Below are 15,177 nucleotides of genomic sequence, written 5' to 3'. Positions count from 1 at the left end.
GATACGTCATTAAGTAATACCTTTGCAATTCGGTACTATTCATTAGCATACGTGCCTTAAGGAAAGACCGTATTTTTAAGTACTACCTCTATCATTAATAATCATGGAAAATGAAATAAAACAAAGTAATACGTACATAGCCAATGCAGGTGTTTAGACCATACATTGAGTATAGAAAATCGGCGCAATTCCTGGATAATCTACGGCTTGGTAAACAACGAGTTGAAACCAAGCAGGTCTTGTTGGCAATACTTAGGAGGATGGGCATTATTAATGATGGCAAGCGTGGGTGGGTTAATCATCCCATTGTACTTATGTATTACAATAATGGAAATCCCTATATCGATGACTTAATTAATTATTTCTATGCACTAGTTGATGAGTGGGAGAGTAGAGGATTTAGAAACAGTATTTCCCTGAATGACGTTGAGGTGTATCTTAAGTATGTAAACGGTATCCCTGGCACGCCCATCACGCCTATAATTGCTAGGGAATATCGAAGAGTCTTATTGCTTAAGGATCCATGTTACTACATTGGTAAGTTAAGTAATGATGAGATCCTTGAGCTTGTTTCGACGAGCCCCGTGTATTTTAAGGGCATTAATGAGTGGATTAGGGATGTTTACAATGATTACCTTAAATTTGTTGATGCGCTTAAAAAAGGCATTATAACCTGTAGCTCTATTTTTCCTAAGCGTGATTAATCATCCTTCTCGCCCGTCTCTCATCATAACCCTCAGAACCAACGCGCCCAATCACTAATTACTACCATTTGCATATGCTTATAAGCCCTAACTCAATTTGATTTACTTGCTCAGAGGTTATGGGCTGGATTGAGCTGTTGCAGGGATTGGTTAGGGAGGGATTATCATCAAATCACAGAAGACTTATTGTGCTTGTGGGTACTAATGAGGAAAAAATTGCTAAGTATGCGGCAGAGTCCCTTAGGGTATTCTCATCGCTTGTTAAGGATCCACATGGACTATACATGTACCAACCGGAGTACTCCGATGCCCAGAGAAGGATGGGTAAACTTAAGGACCTTATTGAGGGAATTCCCATAAATATTGATTATAGACCATATAAAGATACTGATAAGCTCCTTGGTATCACTGTCGATTTTGCTGTTCTCGATCTAATGAACGATTTGAAGCCAAATGATGTGGGTAGATTAGGAGGCATCGTTAGGGGTGGCGGTATTTACGTATTCATGGTGCCACCATTGAATGATTGGATAAAGCAATTAACGAAGTTCCAACAAAGCCTTTTGGTTCCTCAATATGGACCTGAACATGTTAGGCACTTCCTAAAGGTAAGGTTCTGGAATAAGCTAATGAGCATGGATAAGGCATTGATAATTGATACCGATAATAATAAGTTAATTAAGGAGCCAGTCCTTGGTGATTCACAGCCCTGGAGGCCAAGGGAGATAGTAATGCCTGAGAGGATGAAGTTTACAAGGACTATATATGAGCTCGCTAAGACCCAAGACCAGGTTGAGACGCTTAGAGCGATGGAGGTACTAATGGAGAGACCTCCAAGGGGTAAGAAGGTCAATGTAGTATTGATTGCTGATAGAGGCAGAGGTAAGTCAGCAGTTATTGGTCTTGCGTTGGCTGCCTTAGCACATAGGCTTAGGAAGATTAAGGGTAGGGTAAGGTTCGCGGTTACGGCAATGAATCCCAGTAATGTCTCTACATTAATGGAGTTCGTAATAAAGGGACTTAAGGCACTAAACTATGATGTGAGCACAAGCTATTGGGGTAATGATGTGGTTTCGGTGAAGGTTGGCATTTCAGTCTTCATAGATTACATAAGGCCTTATGACATGCTTAGTGAGGATGATAGGGATATTGTTGTGGTTGATGAGGCGGCAATGATACCATTACCCGTGCTTTACGGAATACACGAGAGGTTTAGCAGGGTTATATATGCATCGACAATACATGGTTATGAGGGCGCTGGCAGAGGCTTTAGCCTTAGGTTCCTTAAGTATCTACGTGAGGATAAGAATACGAGGATTATTGAGTATGAGCTTAAGGAACCAATTAGGTATGCACCCAATGACCCAGTGGAACAGTGGTTATTTGATACATTGTTACTTGATGCCGAGCCCGCCAGGATAACTGATGAGGATCAAGAATTGATAAATAGGCATGAATTCAATTACTTAATTCCCGATCTTAAGGAATTCTTCTTATTGAACGAGGAACAACTAAGGCAGTTCTTCGGAATATACGTTCAAGCACATTATAGGAATGAACCGGATGACTTAGGCATGATGATGGATGCGCCTCACCACTTCATAAGAGCGTTATCATTAAGTAATGGCAAGATTGTGGTGTCCGTTGAATTGGCTGAGGAGGGTGGTATAGGTGATGATATGATTGATATGGTTGTGAGAGGATTGAAACTACCTGGAAACATAATACCTGATAGGCTAATCAAGTATTGGGGACTTACGGATTTTGCTAAATTGAAGGGCTGGAGGATAATAAGGATTGCCACGCATCCCGAACTTCAGGATAAGGGTCTAGGCACTGAGATGCTTAAGAGAATTGAGGAAGAGGCTAGGGAGAGAGGTATTGATTGGGTTGGTGTGGGCTTTGGAGTTAACGCCAAATTACTGAATTTCTGGATTAAGAATGGCTACATGCCCGTACACATAAGCCCCGAGAGGAATCCAATAAGTGGTGAGTATAGTGTATTGCTTGTTAAGCCAATAAATGAGAAGACAAGAGACATTATTATCTATGCAAATAAGGAGTTTAGATTAAGACTGCTTAATTCATTGCAGGGTCCATTCCATGATATGGAACCTGACGTAGTCAGGATGCTACTAACTGACTGGGGTCAGGCATTAGATCCTGGTTATACTCCAAGGCTTACTGAGGCTCAGACTAGGCGTTTAGTTGCTTATTCATGGGGTCCAATGACCTACGAGAACACTGCTGATGCAATAACAGAGTTGGTAAAAACGTATTATTTAAGGAGGGGTGTTGATAGTATTAATCTTCCTCAGTTCTATGAGGAGGCGCTAATTTGTAAGGTGTTGCAGGCAAGGCCTTGGAGGGAGTCTGCTAAGGTTCTTAGTATTAGGAAGTCGACATTAATGCTTATGCTTAGGGAGGTAATTAAATTGCTCATTCAATACTATGTAAAGTATGTCGAAATACCAGAGTTTATGATTAGTGTCACTAAGTTACAAAAGAGGAGTAAATAGTCTGGGGGGTTAATTTTAAATTAGGTTAATGTTTATTCAGTGGCATGGCTAAAAATGGCAAGAGAAGAATTGTAATTGAGGTTGATGATAGGCAATATGAAGAGTTAAAGAAACTTAAGCAGTTGTATCATTCAAGGAGTTGGGCCGACCTACTTCTAAGGTGCCTTGATAATTCATTACTCATAGCAGAGATAATAGAGATTCATGATGACGTTAAGGACATAAGTAAGGCCATTAGTGAGATCTCCAGGTTGATTAGGGAAGAGACGTAGTGTTTAACTGTCGTACGAGACTCACCATTAACTCTCACAAGTAAAGAATAAATATAGCCTAATTAATGAGAATCTGAATGTTAGTACTTCTGTTTAACACAATTGAGGACGCAATAAGTAAATTGAATATAATTAAAGAACAATTATTAAACCTAAGGGAACGCTATGGGGCAATTAAGGAGAAGCTGAAAATAAACGCAGAGATTGAGGATAAACTTACAAAACTTGGTTTTCAACCGTCTCACCAAGTAATAACAGTACATGCTATACCTCACACGATGAACATACATATCGCACCACACTCAACATGGTTACTAAGTAAGTTGAATGTAATAGATGATAATATTAACTATGTAGTAAACGAAATTGAAAAGATAAATAAATACTTAAATGGCATTAAGGGTAGGGATGCCTCAGTAATGGTGCTTATTGACTATGCAAATAAAAAGACAAGACTGGTGATAATGCCATGAGCACGAATATAGATATTAATATTAATGTCGATGAGCTGCACAGGAGGATATTAGAAAATAAGAGGAAGGTTACTGATTATGTTAAGAGACTATCCGATATATACGATAAGATAAATAATGAGACTGATCTACCTGATAGGAGCGAAAAGGTAATTATTGATATACCCAACTCTATTCCAATAATAATATATAAGGAACCATCAAAGGAGGCTTATAGGGAACTATTTTCAAAGGCACTTCAATTTCTTAAGTTAGAATACGCTATTTATGAGACCCTTGAAGGTAGGTTAGGTAAGCTTAAGGGGCATGAATTTAAGGCAATAGTTAGATACTTTGGAGACGTACCATCCTTAGTGGTGATCGAACTTGATAGTACTAAGAAGTGATAGGTTGAAAGATATAGTTTTAAGTCTTGGTAATAGACTTAATGAGATACTCCAGGTTATTAGTGAGATTTATGCGTATAGTCCTGATAATGAAACCATGAATAAAATGATTAGGGAATTGAGGAGTAAATCACCAGCCACATTAGTTAAGGGCAATACCAACGTAACGACCAAGATTGATGATATTGAGGTGATTTACACATTAACAGCTAATGGCTATAAGGATGCAATAAGAGATGCAATTAATTATTATACGAATGTATTAATGTCTATTAAACAGGCCATGGAATTTACTGAAAAACTTGGCGTGAATGATGATTATGTGATTATAATAGATGATGCATCAATAGATGTGGTAATAGGTTACTCATTGCCCGACATGTCGGAGACATCACTGTTATACTTACCTAACATCAGGGAAACCACTGAAATACCCAGCATTTTAAGTAGTATTGTTGGCTTAACCGCTGATGAGGTTGCTAGGCTCATGAAGATGATTGATGAAATAATTTCATCGATTAGTAATAATTCAAGGAATGTCGAAACTATCGTGAAATTAGATAATATAAACTATCCAGAGCCATTTAGGAAGATTGAAGAAGAGGTGGGTGGATTATCATGATTGTCGAAATTAAGAGATTTGAATCACTAAATGAACTAATTCAAACACTAAAGGGTGAATTGAGTAACTCATATAGATTTATGTATATGCTCAAGCAGAATTGGAATGAAATTTTAGGTGCAGAAAATAATATTGCATTGGCCAGTGAAATTTCTGAAAATATTAAGTTTGTTGACGGTTCCTCAGAAGTATTCTCCTTAAGAATCGTTTATAAGCCAGGTTCTAGTACAAGAAGTAATGTAATAAATGATGTCGCTGGCTATATACAAAGAAGATCTGCAATTATAAAGTCAATTATTGACAGATTAGAGACCCTCAATATTGATAGGAATCGCCCAATAATCACTTTACTTATTGATTCAATACCAATAATGATAATAATACAAAAAGAGAATACTTAGCTCTCCTTATGAAGAGTTACGAACTTTCTAGGTATTCCATCTATATAGAGAACTAGTATCTGCGAATTAATCATATATTGAGAAATCTCTTTATCACGTATTAACTTCTCGACTATATTGTTGAACTCCTCAACATAACCACTCATTAATTGCGCAGTAGTCATTAAATCGGTAGTCACATCCTCAGGCTTCACATATACTATTAATTTATCCTCATTACTCTTAGACCTTGATCTTCTCTGCCTTTGCTTCTTAAATGCAGATTCCTCCTTTAAGGTAAGACCCAGCGATAGGGCTTTATTCTCATACTGCCTAATCCTCGATAGAAATAAGGCCTCCTTACTAATAATCTCTGTACTATCCTTGATGTCTATGAACCTTCTTGATACGCTTATTATGGTGTCGGTCCATCCATCGTAATACTCAATCCAACTACCCAATGCTTCATTAGTTGTTATTCCAAGTCTTAAGTCGTCAATGGATTTAGGAATTATCTTATCTAAGTCCTCGGGCTTAATCCCTGGTTTCTTCTCGCTTTTTTGCTTATTCGTGATCTTTCTAGGCCTCTTAGAGACCGTCTTTTGACCCTGGTTTAGTTTAAATAGTGACCGTACATCAATACTCATATACTTATTTATCAAAATGGACATCCCATAACCTATAACTAAGCCTATTATCGGGATTACTATATATTTGATACTAAGATACTGATTAATTGTTAGGTTTGGTATTATGTACGGTATTAACATTAGTATTATGTAGATACCTAGGAGCGGTATTATGACTGTTAATGGTGGTCTGAGCAGACCTAGGATTAGCATTCCAATCATTATTGCAATGATCAATACAGGTATTAGCATTATCATGGTACCTCACTCAAGGTTAAGGGCTGTGATAGTAATACTCTCTTGGACCTGCATAATTACTATCATTAAACTCATCCCTTATTTCCTCAAGTAGTGAATTAATTGCATTAATCCTATTATCAAGTTCATCTAATATTCCCTTTATCTCTGTTATTCTTTCTCTCTGTATAATAACGTTATTGTTCCTTATTTCGATGATATCTACGAGCGACTCCTTATTCACTTCCTCCTCTAATATTTTCTTGGCTACTAATAATTTATTCAAGTCTTCATTTAAATATTTAACAAGAGAATTAAGATCTTTAAACCTAAGTAATACTTTCAACCTTGATCACCTTTACCAAGAACTTGATTAAGTATTTTGTCTGGGTTTGTATAATATGTCTGTACGTATGTAGATACGTCCTCAAAGTTCAGTATTTCATTCTCAACCATCCAATTAACAATACTAGCCCTAGTGTCTATTTCCTTGAGAATTTCATAAACATCCTTACCTGTCATATCACTTATCTGCTTAATTAGGACGCTCTTTTCTACATATGAATCGTGAGAGTCAGTTTTTGGATTCCACTTAAATACTGTATTAAATCTTATTTTATCACCATCTATATAAACCTCACCAACCTCAGTGACTCTCCTCGTTAATCTACCATTAATCTTAACCCTCTTAATCATAACAAAGATGTTCATGGCAGGTATATAAGCCGGTGGTATGTTCATTGGCGGGCTCATGAGCCTATTAACAGCCGCCTCAAAGGACTCCGCGTGCATAGTGGATATGCCGCTATGTCCTGTGTTTACCGCTTGAAATAGAACATAAGCCTCCTCACCCCTTATCTCACCAACTATTAAGTAATCAGGTCTCATCCTAAGCGTTGCCTTAACTAAGTCAAATAATGTAATCTCATTTATCTTCTCAGAACCATAGCTTTGCCTTGTAACGAGCCTAATCCAATTCTTATGTGGTAAGTTTATTTCAGGGACTTCCTCAACGGTTATTATCTTCATGTGAGGCCTAATGAATGTGGCCATTGCATTGAGGAAACTCGTTTTACCTGCACCGGTAACACCAAGCACTAGGAATGACCTGCCATTATCCAGCATGACCCAGAAGTAACTCGCAATCTCCGCACTGATGTTACCGAACTTAACGAGTTCCGTGAATGTTAATGGGTTCTTCCTAAACTTCCTTATTGTGAATGTGGAGCCACCAGGCGAGACCTCTTTCCTATATGTCACGGCTATCCTAGAACCATCAGGTAATTGCGCATCAACTATTGGCGTTGCAACTGAGACATGCCTACCTGATAGGTGTATTAGCTTCACAACCAGGTCATCAAGGGCTTGGTCTGTCACTGGCACTATGTTTGTTGGTATTGATTCATACTTCCTATGAAACACATAAACAGGTCTACCTACGCCATCGCACGATATATCCTCAATATTCTCATCCTTCATTAAGGCATCTATGGGGCCGTAACCAAGTAAATCTCTCTCCATGTAGTATAGGAATTTAGCGAAGGATGATGTGGAAACATTTCTGAACAGCCTTCTGTATCGCCCAACGATCTTCTTTAATTCATTAAGCAGGTAATTCTTGACATCACCTATCTTTGTTAATTCCTCAGGTGGTGGTAGCTCAAGCATAACTATCCTTACCAACTCCTTATATACCTGCTGTTCGGTAGGGTCAAGTGTTATCTCCTCAAGGTAATACATTATATCTCCCGTCTTCTCATCCTGGACTATTGTGGCATATGCAAATGGTTCATATAATGGGTACCTCTCCAACTCCTTGAGTTGACCTACCAGTTTTATTAACTGAAAGTCTAAGCTCATTCAATTTACTAAAGAACAAGCCCCCTAAAATACTTTCTGTTTCATAATTTCAGTAACTCTTAATGATCAGAAACTTATATAATTGCTGGCGCCATATTAAATGGTAATGATTAACAACAAATGGATAATATTTGCAGTATTTCCAGCAATTATCTTCACATTAGTCTCATTTATCACATATGCAAATACTACCTATGGTCCAGCACCTACGCCCGTAGTTTACAGGACATACGTAATAACAATGAACCTGACAGACTCAAGACCAACAGCACAGTTCCTAAATAGCATAGTTAATGAGTACCCATTAACATACCGTGAAGATTCACTAATCACCAATACAACGCCTGTCTGGGTCACCACAGCCAATAGGGAATTCACACTATACATAGTCAATGCATCAGAAACCACTATACAGCAGGAAGTAATGCTCAACTCAACAGCGCTGACCAACGATACTGGCGGTATCACGTGGACCTTAGAAGTCCCGCTATACCTAATATATCCGCAGCCCGTATACGCCAATTGGTACGTGATAATAACTGAGGACAAAAATGGCGCTGAATACGTGGTCTTCGCCTTCGAAACAGGTAATGAAAGCCTTACGCAAATACTAAGTGAACTGAGTACGGTAGGCGGTTACCTAATCGCCCTTAATGGTGAGTCGTATCACCTATGGAATTATTACTATGGTTATAATCCAGTCACTGGAGGTATTAGTGAGCACTACGAGGTTGGTTTGCCCGGTCTGAGCCTGTTCACCATGTGGGTTGGTCAGGGCATTAATGCAAGTTCATGGCCTAGCTCGGGCTTTCAGGAGGCGCTTCAGGTCCTTAGCTACTCATTCAATGAGTACGTTAATTCATCATCAATCACTCACCTAACCCTTAGTCCTAATGTGACTATTAGTGAAATTACGAATTACGGCTATACGGTATACCAAAGACCGAGGCTTGTGCCCTTTGGGCCCGTGATATACATATCGCCAATACTCCTGCTTCCAAATGGCACGATAATAAACCCAACCTGTTTGTCAGGTACTTATTACCTGCTCCAGGTTAATTACGTGACGCAGAGCGGTTATTCGATACCAGTTTATGAAACCAAGAACTACCCAATGGGACTATACCTACTCAATGGCTCATTATTATTTGGAGGTTATTTACAGGCGTATGATCTCTTCAATGAATCCATCATACCAATAACTCCTGAACAATACTTATCACCGATTTATCAATCACAGGTAAGTGAGGTTTCATGGTGTGCATTACGAGTGATTAATAATGAAATAATTACGCAGATGAACAGTATAATGAGCGATATAAATGTTAGTGCAATAAGCGTTAATAGTGTAATTACGGATGCAAATTCGCAATATGAAATTCATCAATATAGTAAGTCATCATATATCATTAATAGGATCAACATGGAATTAAGGTTGAGAACCTAGTAAAATCCCCACTATAAATGAAAACTTACCTATGTTAAAATTATTCACTTATCCTTGAGGACTTAATACCGAACTTCTGCTCAATATTACTTAGGGCCTTTATTAATAATGTGGCTGTGTCAACTCTAGCCCTGGTACTTAGGGCAGCCGCTAATACATGACCACCCCCCTCACCATTGAAGTATCGCGCTAAATCACTAAATACCTCGGCAAGTGATATCTTCTCGGCAATTCTCTTACTACCTCTACCGAATAATCTAATCTCTTCGTCATGTTCTGAGGCCACCAATGCTATGTCACAACCTGCCCTAATCATGGTATCAGCGAGCGATGATTCATACGCGTTCACATTACTTAAGCAAACGATGTAATCATTAATCCTATACACCCTCATCCTTAGTAATCCCTTAACTATAGCCATCCTCTCTGGAAAGGTCATTTCCTCAGACATGGCATTGATTATATCTCGATAATTCCTACCCGATAGTCTAAGTAACCATGCCATAACCTCAAAGGTTTCAGGTCTAGCTCTGCTTAACCTACCACTATCACTTAGGATTCCACCAATGAGCAAGGTGGCAACCTCATTGCTTGGCTCAATATCTAACTCCTTAAGTACTTGTGCAACTATCTCAGAGCAACTCGTAGCGCTTGAATTAATTATCGCTAATGTGGGTGTAATGTTATGTACCTCATGGTGATCAATCACGACTATTGGTTTATTGCCTATGATATCCCTAAACTCATTTAATTGGGCGTATGTACTAACATCAACCAAGATCACCATATCTGATCCATCACTGCAATTGCTTAGGCCTTGATAACTAATGCTAAGTTTACTAATGAATGATTTGACATCATGGGACAAACCCTCAGGAATCACTATATATGCATCACGGCCTAATTTAGTAATTAATTCCTTAACAGCCACTCCACATGCATATGCATCTAGGTCTGCATGCCTATGTGTTACTATACAGATTTTTTGCGTATTCCTCAGCAATTCTCTCAATTTCTCCAGTTGATAAACCAATCAATTCACCCCCCTTGAACTTATCCATTAGGTAATCAGCTATTTTAAATCCAAACTCAACAGCATCATTTATTATACTATCAAGACCCTTTAATAATGGGTTCGTCATTGCTTCAATACTTATTTCAAGGTTGTAATTCGCGAGGTTTGTAAATCCCACGTTAATAACGAAATCCTCAAGCAATTTTTCAGGAAGCCTATGCATTAAATACCTATATATCTCCTCCGCAATCACATTAGCTATGTCATTAAGTATCTCGTAATTACTCATTACCTTTAACCACCACCCTTCGCAACTTCACCAGCCCCACCCTGTAACTTTGCCAAGGCTTCATTTATCTGGGTTCTTAGGTCCTCAATTTGCTTCATTAACATGCTCTCCTGCCTTGACAGCGTCTTTATATGAAGCTCAAGCAATTCCTTCCTATCCTTAAGTTCCTGAAGTGCCTGATCCTTAGTAACCAAAACCAGGAAGGAACCAACGATCTTATACACCTTACTCTCGGTGGATATCTTTTCAATTTCCGAAATAGCCTTCTCAACCTCCTTTAACTCACTCTCAAACTGTTGCTTCCTAACCCTAACACTATTTAATTGGTCCTGTAACGCCTGTAATTTCTCCAGGTCTGATTGTAATGACGGCGGTAATGAACTCATTAAATTGCCATTGAACTAAGCCTTAATAAGTATTAATCCGCATGTGAATCATGAATAAGCCTATGATTAAGAAATACAAAGCCATGACCTAGTCAAGTTCCTCAGCCTTTAATATTAAGTATAGTGATTTCATGACCCCACTGACTAAACTCCTTAAACTTGATAAATCCCTGGCGCAAATAACAATAATCACATTATTATCATTAACATCAACACTTACAAAACCCCTGCTAAACCTCATTTCTTTTTCAAGCGTCTTAAATGAATTAACTATTAATTCTTTGTCAACATTTTCTAATGAAAAAACAGTCTTAAACGTACATTCATTCAAACTTAATCACCCTAGGCCTTACATAAGTCACGTCGCTAACCTTCATGAAAGGACCATAAGGACCCAGGTCCATACCATTTAATATCTGAATCTCGTACTCATTATTAGCCCTATGAATTAGGAAGATCACATCATACATGCCCCTAATACTCTCAAAATCGTAAATTCTCACGCTAGGTAATTCAAGTTGCTCACTAAGTACATCCATTATCTCAGTATACTCCCTTAGGGCCACGATAATTCCACTCCGTACCCTTCGTCTATGCGTAATACTAACCTGCATATCAGTGAGGAGTTTAACCCCAAGTATTTTTATGAAGTACGGCATTACCTCAATCAATCCTTCCTTAATTCTTAAAAAACGCATGAAACCAGGATTACCACCCCTCGAACCAATATATAGTATTTTCATGGCCCCTAAACTCAATGCCTTACCTGCAACCTCAACTATTGATAACTTACCCCTATTCACCTTAATGACGCTGGGAATAACCACCTCTAACTCATTAAGAAATTGTCTCATTCGAGTACTGGGATTTCGTGATGATGTTAATACTATTAAACTCATTACGACAATGCCTTCATCTAGTGCTTTGTTTAGCCGCTGCTTCGGTGGCCAGGGTTTTACCCATTATTGTCTGCGGAATCCAGGCGCCACCTGCGAAGGTATAACCACACTTAGGGCATCTCCAAATGCCGAAGGCTATCCTCTCCATTTTAACCAGGGACTTACATCTTGGGCATCTATGCCTACCCCTCTGCTTAACCTCTATCTGTAGAACCTTCCTTCTAACGCCCATTCCATACCTAGCACCATACCTTCCAGTTGGCCCTACAATCTTTGTATGGCTAAACGGCATCAAGGACCTAGCATTTAACTAAATAAAAGCATTTCTATTGATGTTTACTTGGGCAATTTAAATAATGGCGCCACCTTGCCCCTGAGGCATGCTAGGTAGTGGTTGTAACTCCACATCAGAATTCATAAATACTCTAAAAATAAGGAGTATTTTCTCCCTATCCTTACCCATCTCATCCTTGCCCCTGTACATCCTCAAAATAGTACCCCCTGAATCTAAGACAACGCCAATGAAACTAATGCCACTTACCTTATTTATTAAATCCTTAGACGTCCTTATTCGGATTAACGGCATTAATGGTGAGTAGTGTATTGATAACTCGGCCTCATTGCCAACAGATTTTATGAATATTGGTATCTCAGGCTTAACGCTCTGAGCTAGGGCGGGTGGTATTGAAGCCATTAATCCAATTAAATTATTCAGCATGAGCCTTAAATAATCAAGTGCATCATCAGCACTCGGTATTGAAAGCTTAATCTCCGAAACCAAGCCCACTCTGACTATTTCTGAGATCATCTTGACAATATTGTTACAGGATTTTTTAGTATTTCCATCTACTTGGGCTTAAGGAACGAGACCAAAAATTTAATAAGGTTATTGCCTTATAAACCAGAGTTCGTCTATGCATAGACTTAACGTAACTATAGAGTTCAAGAATGGTAACGAGAGAGATATTGAAATCGCTGTTAGTGATCTAGTGATCTTTGTCTGGTCTGGGAGGACTACGGACATTATTAAAAAGGAGGTTGAAGAGTTAAGTAGGATAGGCATTAGTGGGCCTAAGAACATACCTGAAATATACATATTACAGCCATACCTGGTAACCACGAGCAACTACATCAGGAAGGTTAGTGATTTACATAGTGGTGAGGTTGAGTATGTATTGTTGATTAAGAATGAGGATGAGATATATGTGTCTGTGGGAAGCGATCACACGGATAGGGAAGCAGAGAGGTGTAGCATACTTGCTGGTAAGCATATGTATCCAAAGATTGTCGCGAGGAGGGCTTGGCCGCTTAAGGAGGTTGAGGACCATTGGGATGACTTAATACTAAGGAGTTGGATACTTGAGGATGATAAGAAGACGCTTTATCAGGAGGGCACCATGAAGTTCCTACTAACACCAGAAAAACTGGTTGATTTGATACGTGAGGTTGTACCAGACCTAAAGAATGTCGTTGTTTTCTCGGGTACAATACCCCTAATAAAAGGCCAAATAAAGCCTAGTGGGTATTTCGAAATTGAGCTTCATGACCCAGTACTTAATAGGTCAATTGACCATTATTACTGGATTGAGTAAAATCCCTTAAGTGATGATGCTTGCAAGGTCTGAAGAGATGATGTACTGGGCTAAGCTGATTACTTTAATTTTTCATAGTTAATACTTGCTGGTAAATCAATTGTTGACAGTACTCCATAATTATCGCACCCACTGAATATGTTCTTATTGAGTTCATTAATTAATGAGTTTAAATCTTCGAATTCATATACAAACAGAGTCACTGAAAAATTATTGGCAACTATCGAATTCAATTCCCTAATATACTTATTAAAATCAAGGTCCTTACACTTATAAACAAGAACCCTCAGGGCGCCGCCAAATCCCGCCCTTCTAAGTACCGTATTCATAGCACCTTTAAACTTATCTAATGTATCATTGCAAACATCCACAATCAACGTCAAGCAATTTTTCTGTACTCTCTTCACGGTGGTTACAGGGAGACATCAGATATTAATAAATATAATCCTCTAGTACGCTCTTTCAAGAGCTTCCTTGGAAAACATGCTCACTAACTCATCATATATAGCCCTAAACACGCCAGAATTTGGTTCCTCAAAGCTATTGAGCACGACCCAGGCATTAATTAAGGCCCTATATTCAAAACTTAATTTAATATCATTAAACCTATCAATTATTGGAAAGCCAGTATCTCTAAGGAACTTATGTAATCTCATTAAATCATCGGGGGTAATCTTCTTACCGCCAAAGTTTATGGATCGACCGCTCACGTGCCTCTCACCACCGCCAGGCATTATCACCTTACCATAGGCCGCCTTAACCCTCCAGGTACTCGTATCTGTACTATCAACACCTATCAACTTTAGTATTGGATTTATTATCGGTGATCCAAGGCCAAGTACATGAATGCACGTATCTGTTTCCTGTTTGATCCTTAGTAGAAACCTTAATGCCGATCTCCGCGAATCCTTAGGAACACCCCTACTGATCAATACATAAGGTACTAAACCTCCTATTGCAATACACTTAGGATTAAAGTCTAGATACTTAACTAGATACTCCATGATTATATCGGTCCTCCAGTGATAATGGAGCACTGGTAATACGTTATCAAATCTCTTAGTCAAATACTCATAATTAACCATTGACATCCTTAATTTCGCCTCCAACTCATGATCACTATCAGTAGGGCTTGGAGGATAATCAAGATTTAGAAAGTACCTAATATCCCAGAATTGGTCATAAACCTTAGCTAAGTCCTCTATTTCTGGTACTTTACCATGCCTAAGAAATTGAAATCCACCACTATCCATCCAAACCTCACCGTCGTATTGCAGTACATTCTTTATGACACGTTCCTTTTTGCTAATCCTATTTCTTATAACATCAAAGGCATTCACCATAATAGTCGGTACATGGAAATAAAGCCAGGGTTTAGGTCTCGAATTAATTGGCGTGCCTAAGATTATTCGCACGTTATACGTCAATGGGACATAATAAAAAGTTTTACCTAACTCTATTATACTT

At 38.6% G+C, this 15,177-nt stretch carries 21 protein-coding genes; 9 read left to right on the top strand and 12 right to left on the bottom strand.

All coding sequences use genetic code 11. The features are described from left to right. The first annotated feature begins 143 nt into the window (after positions 1 to 143). The 7 genes from VMUT_RS09350 (at position 144) to VMUT_RS09320 (ending at position 5,377) form a co-directional block, all read left to right on the top strand. Entirely contained in the window at positions 144 to 704 is a 561-nt protein-coding gene (locus VMUT_RS09350) for a pyrimidine dimer DNA glycosylase/endonuclease V (protein ID WP_013605176.1), read from the top strand. A gap of 119 nt (positions 705 to 823) precedes the next feature. Further along, the gene (locus VMUT_RS09345) at positions 824 to 3,223 is read left to right on the top strand and encodes a tRNA(Met) cytidine acetyltransferase TmcA (RefSeq protein ID WP_013605175.1); all 2,400 of its coding nucleotides are present in this window, start codon (positions 824 to 826) and stop codon (positions 3,221 to 3,223) included. 44 nt (positions 3,224 to 3,267) lie between these two features. Continuing rightward, positions 3,268 to 3,495 (top strand): hypothetical protein, encoded by a 228-nt coding sequence (locus tag VMUT_RS09340; protein WP_013605174.1) that lies wholly within the window; start codon positions 3,268 to 3,270, stop codon positions 3,493 to 3,495. A 77-nt stretch (positions 3,496 to 3,572) separates the two neighbouring features. Then, entirely contained in the window at positions 3,573 to 3,968 is a 396-nt protein-coding gene (locus tag VMUT_RS09335; protein ID WP_013605173.1) for a hypothetical protein, read from the top strand. Further along, complete coding sequence (locus tag VMUT_RS09330) at positions 3,965 to 4,354, top strand: hypothetical protein (RefSeq protein ID WP_013605172.1); 390 nt, start codon at positions 3,965 to 3,967, stop codon at positions 4,352 to 4,354. Before VMUT_RS09335 ends, VMUT_RS09330 begins: the two co-directional genes overlap by 4 nt. After that, positions 4,335 to 4,976: a hypothetical protein gene (locus tag VMUT_RS09325; protein ID WP_013605171.1), complete on the top strand. Its 642-nt coding sequence runs from the start codon at positions 4,335 to 4,337 to the stop codon at positions 4,974 to 4,976. Before VMUT_RS09330 ends, VMUT_RS09325 begins: the two co-directional genes overlap by 20 nt. Beyond that, positions 4,973 to 5,377 (top strand): hypothetical protein, encoded by a 405-nt coding sequence (locus VMUT_RS09320; protein ID WP_013605170.1) that lies wholly within the window; start codon positions 4,973 to 4,975, stop codon positions 5,375 to 5,377. The genes VMUT_RS09325 and VMUT_RS09320 overlap by 4 nt, the downstream gene beginning before the upstream one ends. Here the strand turns inward: VMUT_RS09320 and VMUT_RS09315 are convergent. From VMUT_RS09315 to VMUT_RS09305, 3 genes are read right to left on the bottom strand one after another with little or no spacing between them, the layout of a single operon-like run. After that, positions 5,374 to 6,243, bottom strand: coding sequence for a hypothetical protein (locus VMUT_RS09315; RefSeq protein WP_013605169.1), 870 nt, complete (start codon positions 6,241 to 6,243; stop codon positions 5,374 to 5,376). The two genes, VMUT_RS09320 and VMUT_RS09315, sit on opposite strands and share 4 nt — an antisense overlap. A gap of 16 nt (positions 6,244 to 6,259) precedes the next feature. Next, positions 6,260 to 6,508, bottom strand: a complete 249-nt coding sequence (locus VMUT_RS09310) for a hypothetical protein (protein WP_013605168.1) — start codon at positions 6,506 to 6,508, stop codon at positions 6,260 to 6,262. Positions 6,509 to 6,564: 56 nt separating this feature from the next. Next, complete coding sequence (locus tag VMUT_RS09305; protein ID WP_013605167.1) at positions 6,565 to 8,082, bottom strand: type II/IV secretion system ATPase subunit; 1,518 nt, start codon at positions 8,080 to 8,082, stop codon at positions 6,565 to 6,567. A 106-nt stretch (positions 8,083 to 8,188) separates the two neighbouring features. Here VMUT_RS09305 and VMUT_RS09300 point away from each other — a divergent pair, with 106 nt between their 5' ends. Then, complete coding sequence (locus VMUT_RS09300) at positions 8,189 to 9,529, top strand: hypothetical protein (protein ID WP_148224728.1); 1,341 nt, start codon at positions 8,189 to 8,191, stop codon at positions 9,527 to 9,529. 40 nt (positions 9,530 to 9,569) lie between these two features. Here VMUT_RS09300 and VMUT_RS09295 read toward each other — a convergent pair whose 3' ends face one another. From VMUT_RS09295 to VMUT_RS09270, 7 genes are all read right to left on the bottom strand, one after another. Then, complete coding sequence (locus VMUT_RS09295) at positions 9,570 to 10,562, bottom strand: DHH family phosphoesterase (RefSeq protein ID WP_237699637.1); 993 nt, start codon at positions 10,560 to 10,562, stop codon at positions 9,570 to 9,572. Further along, on the bottom strand, positions 10,492 to 10,833 hold the full coding sequence (locus tag VMUT_RS09290) for a DUF3194 domain-containing protein (RefSeq protein ID WP_013605164.1): 342 nt from the start codon (positions 10,831 to 10,833) through the stop codon (positions 10,492 to 10,494). Before VMUT_RS09290 ends, VMUT_RS09295 begins: the two co-directional genes overlap by 71 nt. A gap of 5 nt (positions 10,834 to 10,838) precedes the next feature. Beyond that, positions 10,839 to 11,219, bottom strand: coding sequence for a prefoldin subunit beta (locus VMUT_RS09285; RefSeq protein WP_013605163.1), 381 nt, complete (start codon positions 11,217 to 11,219; stop codon positions 10,839 to 10,841). Between the two features lie 88 nt (positions 11,220 to 11,307). Beyond that, positions 11,308 to 11,460, bottom strand: a complete 153-nt coding sequence (locus VMUT_RS13405; protein WP_013605162.1) for a CTAG/PCC1 family protein — start codon at positions 11,458 to 11,460, stop codon at positions 11,308 to 11,310. 82 nt (positions 11,461 to 11,542) lie between these two features. Continuing rightward, positions 11,543 to 12,073: a Brix domain-containing protein gene (locus tag VMUT_RS09280; RefSeq protein WP_013605161.1), complete on the bottom strand. Its 531-nt coding sequence runs from the start codon at positions 12,071 to 12,073 to the stop codon at positions 11,543 to 11,545. 58 nt (positions 12,074 to 12,131) lie between these two features. Next, positions 12,132 to 12,410: a 50S ribosomal protein L37ae gene (locus VMUT_RS09275; RefSeq protein WP_013605160.1), complete on the bottom strand. Its 279-nt coding sequence runs from the start codon at positions 12,408 to 12,410 to the stop codon at positions 12,132 to 12,134. Positions 12,411 to 12,467: 57 nt separating this feature from the next. Further along, positions 12,468 to 12,926, bottom strand: a complete 459-nt coding sequence (locus tag VMUT_RS09270) for a hypothetical protein (RefSeq protein ID WP_048056997.1) — start codon at positions 12,924 to 12,926, stop codon at positions 12,468 to 12,470. A 106-nt stretch (positions 12,927 to 13,032) separates the two neighbouring features. Between VMUT_RS09270 and VMUT_RS09265 the strand changes: the two genes are divergently transcribed. After that, the gene (locus tag VMUT_RS09265) at positions 13,033 to 13,710 is read left to right on the top strand and encodes a DUF2848 domain-containing protein (protein ID WP_013605158.1); all 678 of its coding nucleotides are present in this window, start codon (positions 13,033 to 13,035) and stop codon (positions 13,708 to 13,710) included. A 59-nt stretch (positions 13,711 to 13,769) separates the two neighbouring features. Here the strand turns inward: VMUT_RS09265 and VMUT_RS09260 are convergent, their stop codons facing one another. Further along, entirely contained in the window at positions 13,770 to 14,117 is a 348-nt protein-coding gene (locus VMUT_RS09260; protein ID WP_048056996.1) for a hypothetical protein, read from the bottom strand. 42 nt (positions 14,118 to 14,159) lie between these two features. Next, positions 14,160 to 15,125 (bottom strand): tRNA guanosine transglycosylase family protein, encoded by a 966-nt coding sequence (locus tag VMUT_RS09255; protein ID WP_048056995.1) that lies wholly within the window; start codon positions 15,123 to 15,125, stop codon positions 14,160 to 14,162. Positions 15,126 to 15,177 lie beyond the last annotated feature (52 nt).

It is taken from the genome of Vulcanisaeta moutnovskia 768-28, from assembly GCF_000190315.1.
Classification (GTDB): Archaea; Thermoproteota; Thermoprotei; order Thermoproteales; family Thermocladiaceae; genus Vulcanisaeta; species Vulcanisaeta moutnovskia.
The sequence above is the reverse complement of the archived record's forward strand: the minus strand, read 5'-3'. Positions and strand labels throughout refer to the sequence as shown.

Coding starts and splice junctions, on each gene's coding strand:
- VMUT_RS09305 (WP_013605167.1), bottom strand. CDS start 8,082: ATGAGCTTAGACTTTCAGTTAATAAAACTGGTAGGTCAACTCAAGGAG.
- VMUT_RS09315 (WP_013605169.1), bottom strand. CDS start 6,243: ATGATAATGCTAATACCTGTATTGATCATTGCAATAATGATTGGAATG.
- VMUT_RS09320 (WP_013605170.1), top strand. CDS start 4,973: ATGATTGTCGAAATTAAGAGATTTGAATCACTAAATGAACTAATTCAA.
- VMUT_RS09290 (WP_013605164.1), bottom strand. CDS start 10,833: ATGAGTAATTACGAGATACTTAATGACATAGCTAATGTGATTGCGGAG.
- VMUT_RS09270 (WP_048056997.1), bottom strand. CDS start 12,926: ATGATCTCAGAAATAGTCAGAGTGGGCTTGGTTTCGGAGATTAAGCTT.
- VMUT_RS09275 (WP_013605160.1), bottom strand. CDS start 12,410: ATGCCGTTTAGCCATACAAAGATTGTAGGGCCAACTGGAAGGTATGGT.
- VMUT_RS09350 (WP_013605176.1), top strand. CDS start 144: ATGCAGGTGTTTAGACCATACATTGAGTATAGAAAATCGGCGCAATTC.
- VMUT_RS13405 (WP_013605162.1), bottom strand. CDS start 11,460: ATGAGGTTTAGCAGGGGTTTTGTAAGTGTTGATGTTAATGATAATAAT.
- VMUT_RS09335 (WP_013605173.1), top strand. CDS start 3,573: ATGTTAGTACTTCTGTTTAACACAATTGAGGACGCAATAAGTAAATTG.
- VMUT_RS09340 (WP_013605174.1), top strand. CDS start 3,268: ATGGCTAAAAATGGCAAGAGAAGAATTGTAATTGAGGTTGATGATAGG.
- VMUT_RS09285 (WP_013605163.1), bottom strand. CDS start 11,219: ATGAGTTCATTACCGCCGTCATTACAATCAGACCTGGAGAAATTACAG.
- VMUT_RS09280 (WP_013605161.1), bottom strand. CDS start 12,073: ATGAGACAATTTCTTAATGAGTTAGAGGTGGTTATTCCCAGCGTCATT.
- VMUT_RS09345 (WP_013605175.1), top strand. CDS start 824: ATGGGCTGGATTGAGCTGTTGCAGGGATTGGTTAGGGAGGGATTATCA.
- VMUT_RS09265 (WP_013605158.1), top strand. CDS start 13,033: ATGCATAGACTTAACGTAACTATAGAGTTCAAGAATGGTAACGAGAGA.
- VMUT_RS09300 (WP_148224728.1), top strand. CDS start 8,189: ATGATTAACAACAAATGGATAATATTTGCAGTATTTCCAGCAATTATC.
- VMUT_RS09330 (WP_013605172.1), top strand. CDS start 3,965: ATGAGCACGAATATAGATATTAATATTAATGTCGATGAGCTGCACAGG.